Raw genomic sequence first — 18,114 nt, 5'->3', positions numbered from 1 at the left:
CACTTCAAACGTAGTTAAATTTATTGCGCTTGAATCCATTGGTCAGCACGGTCACGTGCTTGACGAATTTGTTCTTGAGTTAAGTTAGCTGCCAAAGCGGTTTTCTTACCTTCAGACAAAGAAATTACTTTATTGTCGAGCATGCCATCACGGGTAGATAACTCATACCACTGATACGCGCCCATATAGTTTTTCTTTTGTTCTTCCATCATGGCAAGGTTAAAGCTGGCACGGTTATCACCACGGCTAGCCGCCTTTTCAAAATATTGACGTGCTAAGACTTCGTCTTTTTTCGTGCCAATACCATCCGCCAACATACGGCCTACATTTAATTGCGCAGCCGATAAACCTTGATCTGCCGCAGCTTTGTACCAAGCAAACGCTTGACGGCTGTCTTGTTGAACGTCTTTACCTTGTTGATATTTCGTCGCTAAGTAAAATTGTGCGCCTGCCTGACCTGCTTTGGCTGCTTTAATCAAGCCATTAATATCCATAGTTGAATATTGAGCCGCTTGGCTCGCTACAGAAGATGACGGTGAAACATAATCTGCATGGGCTTGAATGCTCAACAGTCCAACCAATAGCGTGGTGCTTAATAATAGTTTTTTCATAGAGCGCTCACTCGATAAATTGCGACTTCACCAAACAAATTAGGCAGATGCTTACTGAGTAAACTATCTTGTTGATTCCCATTCACGGCAAGTCGGTTAATGATGCGAATATTATTTTCGGCACAAAGTGCCTCAAAATCACGAAACGTACATAAATGAATATTTGGGGTGTTGTACCACATATAAGGTAATGCATCTGAAACAGGCATTTTTCCTTTTAAGGCAAGAAAAGAGCGAGTCTTCCAATGCGCAAAGTTTGGAAAGGTAATAATTGCCTGTTTACCCACACGTACCATATCTCTTAATAATACGTCAGGTGCATCTACTGCTTGCAAGGCTTGTGCCATGACCACATAGTCAAAAGACTGGTCAGCAAAACGGCTAAGCCCCAAATTCAAGTCTTGTTGGATGATATTTAACCCGCGACTGATCGCAATTGCAATCTTTTCTTGATCAATTTCTAATCCGTATGCACGAATATTATGCTGTTTGCTCATGTGTGCCAACAGTTCACCATCGCCACAACCCAAATCGAGTACTTTAGAATTGGGTTTAATCCACTTTTCGGCAAGTTGCTGATCAAGACGCATTACACGGCCTCCTGTGGGGTTGCTTGAAGATGTTCTGTTCCACCCAAGAATGCACGCATGGCTTTTACGTATAGTGGAATTGGGAATAAGAACGAGTCGTGTCCTTGTTCGGCATCAATATCTAAATAGCTGACAGGCTTATGATTGCTAATTAACGCATCCACAATTTCCTGCGAACGTTCAGGGCTAAAACGCCAGTCGGTGGTAAAAGACACCACTAAAAACTTGCATTTTGTATTCGCCATGGCTTTTTGTAAGGATTGTTCGTATTCACGTGCAGGATCAAAATAATCCAGTGCCTTAGTCATAATTAAATAGGTATTGGCATCAAAATTACGGCTAAATTGTTCGCCCTGATAGCGTAAATAGCTTTCGACCTGAAACTCGACATCAAAACCATACATAAACTTGCCAGACTTTAAGTCACGCCCAAATTTCTGTTTCATGGCTTCTTCAGACAAATAGGTGATGTGGCCGACCATGCGTGCCAAAATCAATCCACGTTTTGGATAGCTGTCATGTTCCAAATAACGACCATGATGAAAATCTGGGTCAGATAAAATCGACTGACGTGCCACTTCGTTAAAGGCAATATTTTGTGCGGAGAGTTTTGGTGCACTGGCAATAATGACGCATTTTTTCAGACGGTCAGGATAATCTACCGACCACTGCAAGGCCTGCATACCACCCAAAGAGCCGCCAATAATCGAATACCAGACCTCAATGCCTAAACGATCAGACAGCATGGCTTGGGTTTTTACCCAATCTCGCACCGTAACTAACGGGAAGTCTGGGCCATAAGGACGGTTGTCATTTTCAGGGTTAGGCGATGTGGGGCCAGTAGAACCGTTACAGCCGCCAATATTGTTTAGCGCCACCACAAAGAAACGACTGGTATCAATGGCTTTTCCAGGGCCAATACAGGCATCCCACCAACCTGCTTTTTTATCATCGGCATGATGATAACCCGCAGCATGGTGATGCCCTGATAGTGCATGACAGATCAGAATCGCATTGGATTTATCGGCATTGAGCGTGCCATAAGTTTCGACCATGAGTTCAAAGCGGGGCAGAACACGACCACATTCGAGTTCTAAAGGTTCTTCAAATTGGAATTTTTCTGGAACAACAATACCTACTGAGTCAGCTGGAAAAGACACGGGAATAATTCGCCTTAAATCCTGAGGATGAATAAATAAAAGGATACCACTTGGGGTATCCTTTTCAAAATGCTTTTACATGTTAGCGCAAGATTATACTGCTGCTGCAACCACTTGATCTGTGCTTAACACACCTTGTTCAATCAAGCGGTTGGTGCAGGCAATAATTGCATCAATAGATGAGGTCACGATGTTGTCATGTACCCCTGCACCAAAGGCAGATTTACCTGTGCCTTTCACTTGCAATTCAATTAAAGCCAACGCTTTTGCATGTGCGCCCGAGCTAATGCTGCGCTCTTCATAGTTCAAGACATCAATTGGCAATTGCAATGCATTCAAAATTGCTGAAATTGGACCATTGCCTTCGCCGCGTAAGCGTTGCGTTTCGCCGTTTACCACAACATCTAGTTCAATGACTTGATTGCCATTTTCATCAGACAATTTGTAGTTTTGCGTTGCATATTGCGCATCTTTTACCGCAACGTAAGTTTCTTTAAACAAGTTCCAGATTTCGCTTGCGCTAATTTCTGTACCTTGTTCATCGGTACGTTGTTGCACAATTTGCGAGAATTCGATTTGTAAACGACGCGGCAAAGTCACGTTGTAGTTCGATTCTAACAAGTAAGCAATACCGCCTTTACCCGATTGTGAGTTGACACGAATCACTGCGTCATAGTCACGACCTAAATCTTTCGGGTCAATTGGCAAGTAAGGCATATCCCAAATTTCTTCGTTTTTCTGGAACTCAAAACCTTTCTTAATTGCGTCTTGGTGTGAACCAGAGAATGCGGTAAAGACTAAGTCACCTGCGTACGGATGACGAGGGTGTACTGGCAAGCCTGTGCATTCTTCAACTGTTGCAATAATTTCGTTGATGTTTGAGAAATCCAACTCAGGTGCAACACCTTGGGTGTACATGTTTAAGGCAATTGCCGCAACGTCTACGTTACCTGTGCGCTCACCGTTACCAAATACACAACCTTCTACACGGTCTGCACCCGCCATGATGGCCAATTCAGAAGCGGCAATACCACAACCACGGTCATTGTGACAGTGTACTGAAATGATCACGCCATCACGACGCTCAATGTTACGGTGCATCCATTCAACTTGGTCTGCATACACGTTTGGTGTAGACACTTCCACTGTTGCAGGCAAGTTTAAAATGACTTTATTGGTTGGCGATGCTTCCCAAATTTCAGTCACCGCATCACATACATCCTTAGCCACGTCTAACTCAGTTGCAGTAAAACATTCTGGGCTGTACTGGAATACCCACTCAGTTTCAGGTTGCTTCGCTGCGTATTCTTTTACTTTGGTTGCAGCGTTGATGGCCAATTGTTTGGCACCCGCCACATCTACATTCAAGACTTTTTGGCGGAAGGTAGGCGAGTTGGCATTATAAATATGCACAATTGCACGTTTTGCACCTTGTAAAGATTCAAAAGTACGTGCGATTAAATGGTCACGTGCTTGTACCAATACTTCAATATATACGTCATCTGGAATATGACCTTCTTCAATCAATTTACGTGTGAAATCGTAGTCAACTTGAGATGCCGATGGGAAACCAATTTCGATGTGTTTAAAACCAATTTTCACAAGCATTTGGAACATTTTGAATTTTTGTTCAATGTTCATTGGCTCAAAGATCGCTTGGTTGCCGTCACGTAGGTCGGTACTCATCCAGATTGGCGCTTTGGTAATTTCGTTATTTGGCCATTGGCGGTCTGGTAAGTCGACACGCTGGTACATACGACGGTATTTTTTACTTGGATCTGCCAACATCATGTGAAAACTCCTTGAATAGTAGCGGTTGCATCGGTCGTGGATAACGGCAACTTACTATAAATATAGATTGTGTCTATTCTATCAATTTACAAGCTATTTTCAGGAGACTATCGCTAAAAGTCGAATCATGGCACTTGTAAACCAATATCTGTATGTTAATCGATCTGCAAGGGTAATAATTCCCTGTTTTTTACATATACGGCATGTGCTGTGAAATATTTTTCGGCTATTGGCTGTTTTGGTGATAAATATAACTGCTGTTGATTAGTTCGATGCAGTTTGTTCCCATAAGTGCCATTGTGACTTCAAATTCTTCTTTTAACAACTTGATAGTATGCGCTGCCCCTAGCGCGCCTGCAACTGCCAAGCCATAAATATATGGACGACCGACCAAAACTGCATTTGCTCCCAAGGCCAGTGCTTTAAAAATATCTGTGCCACGACGAATACCACTGTCCAATAAAATGGGGAAATCTTGCGGTAAAATTTTTCGCAGCGTGCCTAAAATTTGAATTGGGCTGACTGCGGTATCTAAGATTCGACCACCATGATTAGATACAATAATACCGTGTGCACCGTACTGATACGCCTGCTGCGCATCGGCAGGATGTAGAATACCTTTGAGTAAAATAGGCAGCGGGCTGTGTTGTAACAACCACACAATATCTTCCCATGTGGCAGCCTGCTGCATTAGTCCATCAAAAAGAGGATGCTGATTTTCCTTGAGATGAGAGGTGTTTACAGGTGTTTGATATACTGCCTGAATATGTGCAGGTAATTGAAAATAAACGCGACGTTCACGATCCCGAATGCCCATGTACGGTGCATCAACCGTGAGAACAATGGCTTGAAAAGCATGATATTGAGCTTGAAAAATCAAATCCAAAGCGGCTTCACGACTACCTTGCCAATACAGCTGAAACCATTTTGGCGCAGAAGAAACCTGATTCAGTGTGCTCATTGAGGTGGTACTTAAATGACTGAGAATCATAGGTGCTTGCAGGGCGGCAGCGGCTTGTGCTGTGGCAATTTCCCCCTGCGGATGAAACAGTTGTTGATAAGCCACGGGGGCTAAAAAAATCGGGTGGGGATACTGTTCGCCCAAGAGCTGAATTTGGGTATTTGCCCCTGCAAAAGAATTTAAATGACGTGGCAACAATTGAATATTGGCAAAAGCAGCTCGGTTATTGTTTAGACTGTATTCATCGCCCGCAGCGCCTTCTAAATTAGCCCATGTGGTTGCATTTAAATGTAGTTGCGCCTGTTTTTGATAGTCGGCAATGGTTTGTAAATGTGGGGGAATATGGTTTAAGGCTGCCAATGGTGCGGTATTCATAATTGACTCCATTGACGAATCAAATTGTGATAGTGCGCAGTCAGGGACAATACTTCTGTGGTATCACCAAGTTGTTGACGTAATTGCAGAATGGTCATGTCTAAATTGAACAACATACTGCGCTGCCAGTCATCTTTCACCATACTTTGACACCAAGTAAAAGCTGCAATTCTTTGACCTGCTGTTACTGGTTCAACCCGATGTAAACTGGTCGCAGGATACACAATCGCATCGCCCGCACTGAGTTTGACTTCATGGCTACCATAGTTGTCTTCAATAATCAGTTCACCACCCTGATATTCTTCGGGTTCACTTAAAAATAAAGTCATAGAAACATCAGTACGAATCGGACGTTGTGCCTGCGCACAATATTGCACCGCACTATCGACATGATTGCCATAAGTTCCTGTGTTTTGATAACAATTGAACATTGGCTGGAGGATATGCAAAGGGAGCGCGAACGACTGTATTAAAGTCTGCTGTTTCAGTGCGCTGAGGATGTCTTGTGACAGTGTTGCACAGCTCGGATGTTGCAGGTCAAACTGCAAATTCTGTTTAATTTTCTGTGCTTGAGCCCCTGCACTGAGTTGACCATTTTGCCATGCATCTGCGGTGTCCAATTCAGCACGAATTCGTTGGACTTGAATTTTGCTGAGGACCTCTGGAATGTGAAGCATCATACCGATTCTTCCTGAAAAAGTTTGAATTCAAACTGCTGAACATTCTACAGCGTTGTTCGGCATGCAAAGTTCGAGCAATAGATGGTATGAAAAATAATCTATCGCTCGAATCTAAATCTGTAGCCTGTTTTAAGCGGGCTACTACAGATTTGCTATAACTTAGAACTTGTAGTTTAAGCTGATTGCTGCCGAGCGTGGCTGCCCAAGCACGACGCGACCACCACCATTGTTTAGCGTGCTGATGTATTCTTTATCGGCAAGGTTATAAAGGTTTAAATTTAACGAGGCATTTTTGTTGAAGTTGTAGCCTGCCAATGCATCAAACACGACATAGCCTGGAATATTTGGCATGTTGGCTGGTGCGTTGCTGTCAGTCACAACACGTTTTTGTTCATCGACATAACGCGCGCCCAAACCTAATTTAAAGCCCGCCCAGTCGTAGGTTGACCATAAACTTGCAGTCCATTCAGGCGACCAACGTTCCGATAAGGTTGTGGCACTCGTTGAACGTTGATTGAGTTGTTTCACTTTCATGTGCGCAACGCCTGCAGACAAATTCCAGTTTTCGGTCATTTGACCAACGGCACTCAACTCAATGCCATCGACCCGTTTTTTACCCTCTTGTACAGCAAGCTGAGAAATTGGATCTATAGTCGATTGATTTTCATTTTCTGTACGATACGCTGCAGCAGCCAAAGCCAGCTTGCCTTGTAGTAACTCCCATTTGCTGCCTACTTCATAATGATGGGTTTCTTGAGGCTTGGCATTGATTGCGTCATTGCCCGATTCAGACAGGCTAAAGTTGGCGCTGCCGGGCGGAGTCAGCGATTTTGCATACGCAGCGTAAATGCTGCTATTTAACGTAGGCTTATACACAGCGCCAAGTTTCCAACTGAACAGCGTATCGTGGGTGCTCAGATCTGTGGCCACCAAAGCATTTCCCCCACGTGGCAGAGTAAGCCCTTGATAATCTGTTTCATAATAATCGACCCGTACGCCACCATTCAGTTGAAAACGCTCCCCAAATTTTAGAGTATCAAATAAATATGCGGCTGCCGTTTGGGTTTCACCATCGGTATAACCGCCATTATAAATAAGCGCTGGCATGGCTTGATTGCGGTCTGGGTGATAAAGATTGGCCCACGGTGTATCGGCAGTGGCTTCGCCAGGCATCTGGGTTGCCATGAGTTTGCTAGATTGCTGTTCTTTTAAAAACTCCATGCCTGCAACAACATCATGCTGTACTGCCCCCGTTTTGACACTCCAGTTTAAAGTGCTTTGATTGGCCAGAATTTTATTTTCTTGATCGACGCCTTGGCGGGAGCGGTTCACTTCCCATTCGGCAGGGTTTGATGAACCATTGGTTCGAAGACCATTTGCACCTGTATTGATGCCTGTTAAAACCCGATTCATGTGGGTTTTCGCTACACGGGTGATATTGGTCAGTTTGAGTTGATCGGTTAAATCACTTTCAATTTTTGCGGTGAACATATCAGCATCGACATCTTCATAGTCATTGACATGACCATAAAAATTCTCCCGATTAACTTTAGGCGCAGTGGCTAACAGTGAATCGGTATTGTAAAAGCCTTGCATGCCCACAGTTGGAATGCCACCATCTGGAATATTGCGTTGTCTGATGTGTTGAGAATATAAATAAAGGCGTGTGGCAGTGTTTAATCCAAAGGCAATAGAAGGGGCGATGGCATAACTATTGTTTTCAATATAGTCACGTCCTTCTATGCCGCCTTCTTGCCCCATTACATTTAGACGAAATGCGGTATTTGGATTGATGGCCTGGTTAATATCTGCAGAAAGTCTTGTATGTTGTGCTGTGTTGTAAGTTGCAGAAATTTCCTGACTGCTTTCACTTTGCGGTAATTTGCTGACTAAATTGATATAACCCGATGCTGCACCACGACCCGCTTCTGAACCCGATGGGCCTTTGACAACTTCAATTTGATCAATGTTAAATACATCACGGCTGATTGCGCCTAAATCTCGGACACCATCAACATAGGTCGAGGTTTGGGTGGAAAAACCACGCATTTGAAAGGCATCGCCAGCACTAGTATTGCCATTTTCTCCCAATTGTAGAGTAATGCCTGGTGTATTGCGTAAGGCTTCAACTAAGGACGTTGCGCCTTGTTCTTGTAGCATTTCTTTTTTAATCACAGAAATTGTTTGTGGGGTATCCAACAACGGCTGTGTATATTTTGCAGAACTTAAACGGTCTGCCTTGTATTTGCTTTCGGCTTCTGATTTAACCGTAATGGTGGGTAAGTGGGTGACGTCATCTTCAGGGCTTGCGGCATGTGCAAGTAGTGGAAGAGAGGCGGCTAAAGCCATCAGTTGCGCAGAGCGATTGTGTTTGCGGCTTTTGATCTGTGCCATTTATGGTATTTCCCTAAATGTAAACCAACAGGAGGCCACGCTTTATTCAGCGTTTTTAGTTCAAAATGAATAAAGTGTGAAGTTGTTGTTATGACGTCTATAACAATTGTTGCTAATTGTATTGAGAATCATTATCAACAACAATGTGCGGAACGGCACTTTTTTCTAATTCTTATTTGAAAATAATAATCATTATCAATATTTTTATTTAATAAAACGATGTGAACGTGAAAGGCTTGGGAGTAAAGACAGAAAACCCTGCCGAAGCAGGGTTTGAGATGAAGTTTTAAGACTTAGAAGTCATAAGAAACAGAGAGCCAGTAGTTACGACCTGCTAAATATGTACCTTCAGAACTGCGTCCGATAGATAGATATTTATATGCCTGTTGTGTATCACCATTGATATCGATGTAATCCATATTTTGGGTAAAGTCTTTATCTAGTAAGTTGTTTACCGCAGCATTAATACGAATGTGATCGTTAAATTGATAGCTTGTGCCTAAGTTAAAGAGGTTATACCCAGAGAACTCATTATTTGTTTGTACTTCAATGCTTTGTGAGCCGGCATCTGTTGGTTTGGCAGTAAAGCGAGGGCGACCAGATTGGTACTCATGTTGTAACCAAATATCAAATGCATCATTAATATGCCAAGTTGAAGTCAAGTTAAGTAAATGTTTAGCAGTTGATTCTAAAGCATACCCTTTATCATCACCTTTGGTGATTTCTGATTCTGTAAAGGTGTAGGAGGCTTTGATATCCCATTCTGGGATAATTTGGTACTGCAATGAAGTTTCTAATCCGTAAATTTCTGCTTCATCAGCATTAAAGCTTTTACTAAAAGAGGTAACTTTGTTGCTGAAGTTAGAACAGTTATTGGTTTGACAGCTAAATGTTTTAGAAATAATTTTATCTTCAACTTGGTTGAAGAATGCTGTTGCCGTTAAATTTAAAGCATCAGTCGGTTGATAATTAAAACCAAGTTCATAGTTGACTGAAGTTTCTGGATCTAGATCAGGATTTCCGAGACTTGGTGTTGCACCTTGTCCACTATAACCATTGATACCGTTATACAAATCTTTGGCTGATGGAGTTTTATAGCCTGTGCTGACGCCTCCTTTAATCGTTAAGTCATCAGTTGTATTCCATACTAAATATGCGCGCGGGCTAAACTGTCCACCAAAACCACTGTGATCCTCAAAGCGTCCACCAAAGGTAAAATAAAGGTTATCTCTTAATTGCCATTCATCTTCAGCATACAGTGACCAAGTATCTTGAGTAAATTCTTTACCAATGCCTGCGATATCATCTGCAATAGTAGTGTCTTTATATTCGGTGCCAATAGTGAGTTTGTGGTTCGCAATTGGAGTGACTAAATGTGAGTCAAAGACTAAATCAGTATTTTCTAATTTGCGGGGTTGTCCTGCAAGTGCTGGAAATGCATCCGTTGGAATGGTGCGTCCTTTAGTCTCAGTTGTATTCTGACTGATATAAGTTTTCCACAAACCGAAGTTATATTGTCCATCATGACCTGCAGCAATTTGAATACGATTAAACTCAAGTTCATCTTCATATCCTGCAATACCGCCACGAGAAATGAAGTTACCCAAACGTTGATCTGAATTGTCATATTTTTGAGTTGATGAAAAACCATCGATCCAAAAAGAGTTTTGATCATCAAGTTTAAAGTCTAATTTTGCACCGATATCATAATTATCAGCTTTGCTTGGGCGTGGGTCACGACCTGTTGAACCCTGAATACGCTCTGAACGTTGACGGTCTAAATAGCTGCCACGTAGTTGCAAACCTAAACGGTCATTGATCAGTGGTCCATTGACGACAAAACTGGTTTTCCATGAGTCTGCTTCGGCATTACTTTCCATGACATTACCGCTGACAGTGACATTCCCATTCCACTCATCAGACACTTTTTTGGTAATGATATTGATCACACCACCCATCGCTTCTGAGCCATAGCGAGTAGCCATAGGTCCACGAATCACTTCAATTCTTTCGATTGCAGCCAGTGGGGGTAAAAATCCGTTTGATGTTTCTCCAAAACCATTTGGGGTAACATCTGAAGAGGTAGTTTGACGACGACCATCAATTAAAATTAAGCTGTAATCATTTCCAAGACCACGCATTTTTATATTTAGACCAGAGGTTTTACCGACACCAGAACGTATATCGATACCAGGAACATCTGCCAGTAAGTCTGCAATGCTGGTCGCATTTTTTTTCTCAATATCTTCTTTACTGACTATACTTATAGATGCGGGTGCATTTTTTAGCTCTTGTTCAAAACCTGCCGCTGAAACCACAATTGTGGAAAGTTGGTGGGTTGAAGTCGCATCGGTAGAGGTATTTGCGAAAACAGCAGTAGAGGTTGCCCCAAGTAATGCAAGACACAGCGGGTGTAGGTTGAACTTAGCCATAAAATTATATCTCTAATATGAATCAATGATCCTAATTTAGACCTATATGGTAATTAGAATCATTCATGAAGGAGTTGGCTAATAATAATGATAAGGATTCTTATTTACAACAAGAAATATACACAAAGTTGAAAATTTACAGAAAATAGCGCTCCGATTAAAAAAATTCAGTCGAGATCAGAACGTATTTTGTATATCCTTTAATGTTGTCATATAATGTGGCACTTTTTTATAAACTGTTATTACTAACTATATCGAGGAAGCCATGCAAGTAACTTCTGAAGCGGTTTCGGGCGTTGCCCGTCGTTTAAATGTATCTGTACCGACGAGCCGTATTAACGAGCAGTTTGAAGCTCGCTTGAAACGCACTGCCAAAACTGTGAAGATCAACGGCTTCCGTCCAGGTAAAGTGCCTCTAAACGTTGTTCGTCGTGAATACGGTGCGGGTATTTATCAAGAAGTGGTCAACGACATTATTCGTGACACCGTGTTTGAAGCAATCCAACAAGAAAAAATCAATGCTGTGGGTATGCCAAACATCGAAAAAACTGAAATGAAAGACGACGCTTTAGTATATGAAGCGACTGTTGAAGTTTATCCAGAAGTTGAAGTGAAATTTGACGGTTTGGAAGTTGAACGCAAGTCTTCTGAAGTAAATGATAGCGATGTTGAACAAATGCTTGAAAACCTTCAAAAGCAACGTGCTTCTTGGGTTGAAACCAAAGGCATGGCGAAAAAAGACATGCAAGTGACTTTCGACTTTGAAGGCACTGTAGATGGCGAAAAGTTTGAAGGCGGTGCTGCTGAAGACTTTAAACTAGTACTTGGTTCTGGTCGCATGATTCCTGGTTTTGAAGATGGCATCGTGGGCATGAAAAAAGGCGAAGAGAAAGTTATTGATGTAACTTTCCCTGAAGACTACCAAGCAGCAAACCTTGCAGGTAAAGCAGCTCAATTCAAAATCACTGTGAAACTTGTTGAAAAGCAAAAACTTCCAGAAATTGATGCTGAATTCCTACAAATCTTCGGTATTTCTAAAGAAGATGGCGTAGACAAATTAAAAGCTGACGTTCGTAAAAACATGGAACGTGAAGTGAAAAATGGTTTACGTAACCAAGTGAAAGGCGCAACTTTTGATGCTTTGGTTGCTGCAAACGAAGTTGAACTTCCAGCAGCGATGGTTGCTCAAGAAGTTGACCGTCAACGTCAGCAAATGATTCAGCAATTCACTCAGCAGTTTGGTGCGCAAGGTGCAAAAGCATTTGACTCAAGCATGCTTCCAGATGAATTGTTCAAAGAACAAGCTGAAAAATCTGTAAAACTAGGCGTATTGGTTAGCAAAGTATTGGCAGATGCTAAACTTGAAGTTGACCAAGCACGTGTAGATGCTTACATCGAAGATATGGCTTCTTCTTATGAAGATCCAAACGAAGTAATTGAATACTTCAAAAATGACAAACAACAGCGTTCACAAATCGAAGCAGTTGTTTTAGAAGATCAGGTTGTAGATCACATCTTGGCTTCTGCAAAAGTGACTGATACATCTGTAAGCTATGAAGACTTATTGAAAGAGCAACAAGCTCGTCAACAAGGCTAATTGGCTTTAGGTAAAAAAGGCGCTTTGTGCGCCTTTTTTATTGCATCGCAGTTTTTGGTTTTTCACAGATCGACAACATTTAACTCAAAATATCTACGATTTAAGCTGTGAATATTTTGCAATTTAGACAATTATCCCTCATATTGTGAACATGAGTCGTGTCACAAGAATTTAGGAATAAATAACCATTATGTATGTTCCAACAATTGAAAATGCTTTAGTACCCATGGTGGTCGAACAATCATCTCGTGGTGAGCGTTCTTTTGATATTTATTCACGTCTTTTACGTGAACGTGTCATTTTCTTAACGGGTGAAGTCGAAGATAATATGGCCAACTTAATTGTGGCGCAGATGTTGTTTTTAGAAGCTGAGAACCCAGATAAAGATATTCACCTTTACATTAACTCACCAGGTGGTTCAGTGACTGCAGGTATGGCAATTTACGATACCATGCAATTTATTAAACCAGACGTCGTGACTTACTGTATGGGACAAGCAGCATCTATGGGTGCATTCCTGTTAAATGCAGGCGCAAAAGGTAAGCGTTACTGTCTTGAGAATGCCCGCGTTATGATTCACCAACCATTGGGTGGTTTCCGTGGTCAGGCATCAGATATTGAAATTCATGCGCGTGAAATTCTATTCATTAAAGAGCGTTTGAACCGTTTAATGGCAGAACATAGTGGTCAGGACTATGAAACTGTCGCAAGAGATACCGACCGTGACAACTTCATGACTGCGCAGGCAGCGAAGGAATACGGTCTTGTGGATGAAGTTTTAACAAAACGTCCATAAGTTTTAAAGATTGAGATATTGGAGTGACTATGTCCGAACATCCTCAGGGACAAAAACATTGTTCATTTTGCGGTAAAACGCAGTCTGAAGTCGGGAAGCTGATTGCAGGCGAGGACGCATACATCTGTAATGAATGTGTGGACGTATGCTTAGACTTGGTTCAGACCAGTCAACAAGTTGAGTCGGGTGATTGGGCAACACGTCCATTGCCAAAACCACATGAAATTCGTGCTGCGCTTGATCAGTATGTAATTGGTCAAGATACTGCGAAAAAAACCTTATCGGTTGCAGTATATAACCATTACAAACGCCTAAAAGTGAGCAATCAGGCGCATAAAGCAGGCGATGCTGTCGAAATCTCAAAAAGTAACATCATGTTGGTAGGTCCAACGGGTTCGGGTAAAACCTTACTTGCACAGACCTTAGCACGTCTATTAGATGTGCCTTTTGCAATGGCAGATGCCACGACTTTAACCGAAGCGGGTTATGTGGGTGAAGATGTCGAAAACATCGTGCAAAAGCTGTTGCAAAAAGCCGATTACGATGTAGAAAAAGCACAAAAAGGCATTATCTACATTGATGAAATTGACAAGATCACGCGTAAGTCTGAAAACCCATCAATTACTCGTGATGTGTCTGGTGAAGGTGTTCAGCAAGCCTTGCTCAAAATGATTGAAGGCACGGTGGCTTCTATTCCGCCTCAAGGTGGACGTAAGCATCCGCAGCAAGAATTCATTCAAATTGATACTTCAAATATCTTGTTTATTTGCGGTGGCGCATTCTCTGGTTTAGAGAAAATTGTGCAGCAACGCCAAGAAAAAGGCGGCATTGGTTTTACGGCAGACGTGAAGAAAAAAGATGAAGGCAAGAAATTGTCTGATTTATTTCGTCAGGTAGAAGCAACCGATTTGGTGAAATTTGGCTTAATTCCAGAGTTCATTGGTCGTTTGCCTGTAATTGCAACGCTAGACGAGCTAGATGAAGATGCATTGATGCAAATTCTGACCGAGCCGAAAAATGCCTTAACCCGTCAATATCAATACTTATTCGAGATGGAAAATGTCGATTTAGTCTTTGAAGAGGCGGCATTACGTGCAGTGGCGAAAAAAGCCCTTGAACGTAATACAGGTGCGCGTGGTTTGCGTTCAATTCTGGAAAATGCCTTGCTCGAAACCATGTACGACTTGCCAAGCCGTACCGATGTTGGCACAGTGGTAGTGACTGAAGCGGTGATTGAAGAAGGTGCTAAACCTGAATTTCAGACCGAACGTCAGCCTCAAACAGAAGAACCTGCAGCAGAAAAAATTGACTTAAAAGTATTAGACAGCAAAACTGCTTAATACGCTATTCGTCTGAAACGTGCAGAAACGCTAGGTTTCGGCACGTTTTTTTATTGTCAAAAAAATCAAGGCAGTGTTAATCTTAGACCTAGGCGTGGATGCCCATTATTCAAAACAACAATTGCAAAATGAATTTGCAGCGTGATTTCAAAAACGTGATTTACAAAAATAAGAAACGCAGTGAGGGATAGACATGCGTGGTGTCGCAATCTTGGTCGTGACCAGTTTAATGTTGCTGGGATGTCATGGCAAAAAAAACGTGGTGCAACAAACGCAACCACCTAGTACCTTAAAAGTTTTAGATTTAGAACAAAAACCTGGTTTTGTAGAACAACACCGTTTGGGCATGATGACCATTGGTGGTTGGGTCAATCAAAAACTAGGGCAAAATTTTAAACCTGTTCAGGCACAACATGCCGATGCTGCCATCGTGTATTTATATCGTCCAGATTCTAAATGGAACAGACAGGAAATTGTCGCTGCTAGTATGTTTATCAACAAACATCGGATTCCAAGTTTATTGCACAATCATTATTACTGGGTTGAACTGGCACCGGGCGCGTATCGTCTGAGTGTGAGTCGTCCTTTGGGTGCATTACATTTCCAAAAACCAAAGTATTTGGATTTTCAGGTACAGGCAGGGCAGTCGTATTTTATTAAATATGATGAAGAAAACTTGAGTACCCGCAAAGAGGTTTCAGGGCCTTTAATTCTTATGCCTTCAAGTACGGCACAACAGGAAATAGCGTTTACTCAATTGAAAACCGAAAGCTATAACTTTGTCGCGGAAGATCAAACCACAGGTAAGTTGCGTAAAAAGCCACAAAAAATCAAGCATGAGAAATATGACCCTGCGGAAGATGTGCACTTAACCCAACCCTTTAAATTGTGGGATCCGAGAACGTGGTAAGGTTTTGCATCTTTATCTCATGCATTGCTTTTATTTATTTCCAGTAAGCATAAAAAAGCACCCAATGTTGGGTGCTTTTTCGCTTATTACTAAATTGGAATATTATTCTGCTGCAGCATCTACAACGGGAATCTTGCCAATTTTAGCTTGCCAGATTTTTGGTGCAATCGCGTGGATAGATGTACCATTGACATCTACCGCAACAGATACAGGCATATCTTCAACTTTGAATTTGTAGATTGCTTCCATACCTAAGTCTTCAAAAGCAACCACTTCTGCTTCACGTACTGCTTTAGATACGAGGTAAGCCGCACCACCTACAGCCATGAGGTAAGTCGCTTTGTGATCTTTGATGGCTTCAATTGCTGCAGGACCACGATCTGCCTTACCAATCATACCGAACAAACCAGTGTGTTCTAAGACTTGGCGGGTGAATTTGTCCATACGGGTTGCCGTTGTTGGACCTGCAGGGCCAACGACCTCATCACCAACAGGATCGACAGGGCCAACGTAGTAAATGAATTTGCCTTTTAAGTCGACTGGTAATTCTTCACCATTGTTGATCATGTCGACCATGCGCTTATGTGCAGCATCACGACCTGTGTAAATCGTACCGTTTAATAACAACGTGTCGCCCGGCTGCCAAGAGTTCATTTCTTCTTGGGTAATGTTGTCTAAATCTACACGTTTAGATTTAGATGAATCCCAAGTTACTTCTGGGTAGTCCTCAAGTTTAGGCGCTTGAATATGCGCTACACCTGAACCATCTAACTGGAAGTGTGCGTGACGAGTTGCCGCACAGTTTGGAATCATACCCACTGGTTTGCCTGCAGCGTGGCAAGGGTAGTCTTTGATTTTAATATCAAGAACTGTGGTTAAACCACCTAAACCTTGTGCACCAATACCAAGTGCGTTCACTTTCTCGAAGATCTCGATACGGAGCTCTTCCATTTTGTTTTGTGGGCCACGACGTAATAATTCGTCCATGTTGATTTCTTCCATGAGTGCTTCTTTTGCAAGCATCATGGCTTTTTCGGCAGTACCACCAATACCAATACCAAGCATACCCGGTGGACACCAGCCTGCGCCCATAGTCGGAACAGTTTTAAGTACCCAATCTACAATTGAGTCAGATGGGTTCAACATCGCCAATTTAGATTTGTTTTCTGAACCGCCACCTTTGGCAGCAACTGTAATATCTACTTTGTTACCCGGAACGAGTTTGTAGTGAATTACTGCAGGGGTGTTGTCTTTGGTGTTTTTACGACCAAATGCAGGATCAGCCAATACCGATGCACGAAGTACGTTTGAGTTTTCTAGGTAACCTTGACGTACACCTTCGTTGATCGCATCGTCCAAGCTCATGGTTAAATCAAATTTAACGTCTAAACCCACTTCAAGGAATACGTTTACGATACCAGTATCTTGACAGATTGGACGATGACCTTCTGCACACATACGTGAGTTAATTAAGATCTGTGCAATCGCATCTTTCGCAGCTTTGTTTTCTTCACGATCATAAGCACGGCTCATCGCTTGGATGAAGTCTTGTGGATGATAGTAGGAAATGAACTGAAGCGCGTCTTTGATCGAAGTGATCAAGTCATCTTGCTTGATAATAGTTGTCATATCAAAAATCTCTTGAGCGGGCGGATAGCTAGCGGGCTAAATTATAAGATAAAATGCAGCGATTGTGGGCACTTTGATCAAGCTTTGGGCGAAAGTTTAATATCAGTCGTTAGCTTGAGAGAATTTGTGAAATATCCATAAAATTATGTCGTCAAAACGGGCCATGATTTTGCTGTTTTGTTGGTGCAAATTTAGCTATGTTCAAAGACTTCTTTGGAATGATGTTTGGGGTAAATATGAATGATCACACGCATTTAGCTGCTCAGATTATCCCCATTTATCAACGGCATGCAAAAGCGTGGACAGACTTGCGCGGTCAGTTGTTATATGAAAAAACTTGGCTGGATCGTTTTCTTGCTTATTTGCCTGCGCAGGCCAAAATATTAGATTTGGGCTGTGGTTCGGGGCGTCCTATTGCTGCATATCTATTACAGCATGGGCATCAACTTACAGGAGTAGATAGCGCAGACAGCATGCTGGAGATGGCACGTGAACATTTTCCTGAACAGTGCTGGATTGAAGCCGATATGCGCTCAGTGAACTTGAATCGGTGCTTTGATGGTATTTTGGCGTGGGATAGCTTTTTTCATTTAACGCCAAACGATCAGCGCTGCATGTTCGAGAAATTTGCGCAATGGTCTACCGCCAATACAGTTTTAATGTTTAGCAGTGGACCTGCTGCGGGTGAGGCGATTGGGGAAATGTTTGGTGAAGCACTTTATCACGCCAGTTTGTCGCAGGATGAATATCGGCAATTGTTAAAAGATTATGGCTTTAAAGTTGTGAAAATGCTCGCGGAAGATCAGGACTGTGCAGGGCATACGGTGTGGTTGGTGCAGAGGTTTTAA

At 42.3% G+C, this 18,114-nt stretch carries 14 protein-coding genes; 5 read left to right on the top strand and 9 right to left on the bottom strand.

Annotated elements, in window-relative coordinates:
- Window positions 1–20 precede the first annotated feature (20 nt).
- The 8 genes from FTU92_RS00865 to FTU92_RS00830 all read right to left on the bottom strand — a co-directional run bounded on the left by FTU92_RS00865 (window position 21) and on the right by FTU92_RS00830 (window position 10,994).
- On the bottom strand, window positions 21–611 hold the full coding sequence (locus FTU92_RS00865) for a tetratricopeptide repeat protein (RefSeq protein ID WP_070153255.1): 591 nt from the start codon (window positions 609–611) through the stop codon (window positions 21–23).
- Window positions 608–1,201 carry a methionine biosynthesis protein MetW gene (gene metW / locus FTU92_RS00860; protein ID WP_004974832.1) on the bottom strand — a complete coding sequence of 198 codons (594 nt, stop codon included), beginning with the start codon at window positions 1,199–1,201 and terminating at the stop codon, window positions 608–610. Before metW ends, FTU92_RS00865 begins: the two co-directional genes overlap by 4 nt.
- The gene (locus FTU92_RS00855; protein ID WP_004974835.1) at window positions 1,201–2,361 is read right to left on the bottom strand and encodes a homoserine O-acetyltransferase; all 1,161 of its coding nucleotides are present in this window, start codon (window positions 2,359–2,361) and stop codon (window positions 1,201–1,203) included. Before FTU92_RS00855 ends, metW begins: the two co-directional genes overlap by 1 nt.
- 93 nt (window positions 2,362–2,454) lie before the next feature.
- Window positions 2,455–4,152 carry a 2-isopropylmalate synthase gene (leuA, locus tag FTU92_RS00850; protein ID WP_179988896.1) on the bottom strand — a complete coding sequence of 566 codons (1,698 nt, stop codon included), beginning with the start codon at window positions 4,150–4,152 and terminating at the stop codon, window positions 2,455–2,457.
- Between the two features lie 226 nt (window positions 4,153–4,378).
- Window positions 4,379–5,488: an alpha-hydroxy acid oxidase gene (locus FTU92_RS00845; RefSeq protein ID WP_179988895.1), complete on the bottom strand. Its 1,110-nt coding sequence runs from the start codon at window positions 5,486–5,488 to the stop codon at window positions 4,379–4,381.
- The gene (locus FTU92_RS00840) at window positions 5,485–6,168 is read right to left on the bottom strand and encodes a Fe2+-dependent dioxygenase (protein WP_179988894.1); all 684 of its coding nucleotides are present in this window, start codon (window positions 6,166–6,168) and stop codon (window positions 5,485–5,487) included. Before FTU92_RS00840 ends, FTU92_RS00845 begins: the two co-directional genes overlap by 4 nt.
- A gap of 159 nt (window positions 6,169–6,327) precedes the next feature.
- The gene (locus FTU92_RS00835) at window positions 6,328–8,562 is read right to left on the bottom strand and encodes a catecholate siderophore receptor Fiu (RefSeq protein ID WP_179988893.1); all 2,235 of its coding nucleotides are present in this window, start codon (window positions 8,560–8,562) and stop codon (window positions 6,328–6,330) included.
- Between the two features lie 293 nt (window positions 8,563–8,855).
- Window positions 8,856–10,994 carry a TonB-dependent receptor domain-containing protein gene (locus FTU92_RS00830; RefSeq protein ID WP_004974851.1) on the bottom strand — a complete coding sequence of 713 codons (2,139 nt, stop codon included), beginning with the start codon at window positions 10,992–10,994 and terminating at the stop codon, window positions 8,856–8,858.
- Between the two features lie 265 nt (window positions 10,995–11,259).
- Here FTU92_RS00830 and tig point away from each other — a divergent pair, with 265 nt between their 5' ends.
- The 4 genes from tig (at window position 11,260) to FTU92_RS00810 (ending at window position 15,637) form a co-directional block, all read left to right on the top strand.
- The gene (gene tig / locus FTU92_RS00825) at window positions 11,260–12,591 is read left to right on the top strand and encodes a trigger factor (RefSeq protein WP_179988892.1); all 1,332 of its coding nucleotides are present in this window, start codon (window positions 11,260–11,262) and stop codon (window positions 12,589–12,591) included.
- A gap of 190 nt (window positions 12,592–12,781) precedes the next feature.
- A complete protein-coding gene (clpP, locus tag FTU92_RS00820; protein WP_004974855.1) occupies window positions 12,782–13,387 on the top strand; it encodes an ATP-dependent Clp endopeptidase proteolytic subunit ClpP in 606 nt (201 codons plus the stop codon).
- Between the two features lie 29 nt (window positions 13,388–13,416).
- Window positions 13,417–14,727, top strand: coding sequence for an ATP-dependent protease ATP-binding subunit ClpX (clpX, locus tag FTU92_RS00815; RefSeq protein WP_179988891.1), 1,311 nt, complete (start codon window positions 13,417–13,419; stop codon window positions 14,725–14,727).
- Between the two features lie 193 nt (window positions 14,728–14,920).
- Complete coding sequence (locus tag FTU92_RS00810) at window positions 14,921–15,637, top strand: DUF2846 domain-containing protein (RefSeq protein WP_070153234.1); 717 nt, start codon at window positions 14,921–14,923, stop codon at window positions 15,635–15,637.
- 102 nt (window positions 15,638–15,739) lie between these two features.
- On the opposite strand, the gene FTU92_RS00805 is transcribed toward FTU92_RS00810, so the two are convergent.
- Window positions 15,740–17,266, bottom strand: coding sequence for a fumarate hydratase (locus tag FTU92_RS00805; protein ID WP_004974861.1), 1,527 nt, complete (start codon window positions 17,264–17,266; stop codon window positions 15,740–15,742).
- Between the two features lie 236 nt (window positions 17,267–17,502).
- On the opposite strand from FTU92_RS00805, the gene FTU92_RS00800 reads away from it, so the two are divergent.
- Window positions 17,503–18,114 carry a class I SAM-dependent methyltransferase gene (locus FTU92_RS00800; protein WP_026438429.1) on the top strand — a complete coding sequence of 204 codons (612 nt, stop codon included), beginning with the start codon at window positions 17,503–17,505 and terminating at the stop codon, window positions 18,112–18,114.

The organism is Acinetobacter sp. YH12205 (assembly GCF_013418125.1).
Lineage (GTDB): Bacteria > Pseudomonadota > Gammaproteobacteria > Pseudomonadales > Moraxellaceae > Acinetobacter > Acinetobacter towneri.
The sequence above is the reverse complement of the archived record's forward strand: the minus strand, read 5'-3'. Positions and strand labels throughout refer to the sequence as shown.

Coding starts and splice junctions, on each gene's coding strand:
- FTU92_RS00865 (WP_070153255.1), bottom strand. CDS start 611: ATGAAAAAACTATTATTAAGCACCACGCTATTGGTTGGACTGTTGAGC.
- metW (WP_004974832.1), bottom strand. CDS start 1,201: ATGCGTCTTGATCAGCAACTTGCCGAAAAGTGGATTAAACCCAATTCT.
- leuA (WP_179988896.1), bottom strand. CDS start 4,152: ATGATGTTGGCAGATCCAAGTAAAAAATACCGTCGTATGTACCAGCGT.
- FTU92_RS00845 (WP_179988895.1), bottom strand. CDS start 5,488: ATGAATACCGCACCATTGGCAGCCTTAAACCATATTCCCCCACATTTA.
- FTU92_RS00840 (WP_179988894.1), bottom strand. CDS start 6,168: ATGATGCTTCACATTCCAGAGGTCCTCAGCAAAATTCAAGTCCAACGA.
- FTU92_RS00835 (WP_179988893.1), bottom strand. CDS start 8,562: ATGGCACAGATCAAAAGCCGCAAACACAATCGCTCTGCGCAACTGATG.
- FTU92_RS00830 (WP_004974851.1), bottom strand. CDS start 10,994: ATGGCTAAGTTCAACCTACACCCGCTGTGTCTTGCATTACTTGGGGCA.
- tig (WP_179988892.1), top strand. CDS start 11,260: ATGCAAGTAACTTCTGAAGCGGTTTCGGGCGTTGCCCGTCGTTTAAAT.
- clpP (WP_004974855.1), top strand. CDS start 12,782: ATGTATGTTCCAACAATTGAAAATGCTTTAGTACCCATGGTGGTCGAA.
- clpX (WP_179988891.1), top strand. CDS start 13,417: ATGTCCGAACATCCTCAGGGACAAAAACATTGTTCATTTTGCGGTAAA.
- FTU92_RS00810 (WP_070153234.1), top strand. CDS start 14,921: ATGCGTGGTGTCGCAATCTTGGTCGTGACCAGTTTAATGTTGCTGGGA.
- FTU92_RS00805 (WP_004974861.1), bottom strand. CDS start 17,266: ATGACAACTATTATCAAGCAAGATGACTTGATCACTTCGATCAAAGAC.
- FTU92_RS00800 (WP_026438429.1), top strand. CDS start 17,503: ATGAATGATCACACGCATTTAGCTGCTCAGATTATCCCCATTTATCAA.